This window comes from Staphylococcus pasteuri (assembly GCF_030547725.1).
Classification (GTDB): domain Bacteria; phylum Bacillota; class Bacilli; order Staphylococcales; family Staphylococcaceae; genus Staphylococcus; species Staphylococcus pasteuri.
The window spans coordinates 1-321 of the sequence record NZ_JAUOQO010000145.1; the positions used below are offsets into that span (position 1 = coordinate 1).

The following is a 321-nucleotide window of genomic DNA, read 5'->3' on the forward strand; positions in this document are numbered from 1 at the left end:
ATGTTTGAATAGGCGTAAATAACTTACGCCTATTTTTTTGAGTTTAGATATTGGCTTTGATTAAGCCTATCACTTGGTCAATTTCCTGCTGGTTTAGCTCGCCATCTTTAGCAAACAATACTTCACCTTCTGCATTTAACAATATAATGGCTGAAGACTTCGCTTTAATTTTCCACAGATCAAATAAATCGCCTTTTTTGTCTATAACAAAGCTGGCTTTAGGAAAACTCTTTTTATTGGTTTTCATTTTGCCTGTTACAAATCCAGAGGTACCAAAAATGGCATCATCTAAGTTAACGATGGTAACCGTTTGGTAGGTAT

1 protein-coding gene is annotated in these 321 nt (G+C 34.9%); it reads right to left on the minus strand.

Annotated elements, in window-relative coordinates; genetic code table 11:
• Nucleotides 1-43: 43 nt before the first annotated feature.
• Nucleotides 44-321: YtfJ family protein (locus Q4528_RS13175; RefSeq protein WP_303521939.1), on the minus strand; the 278-nt coding region annotated here is incomplete at its 5' end.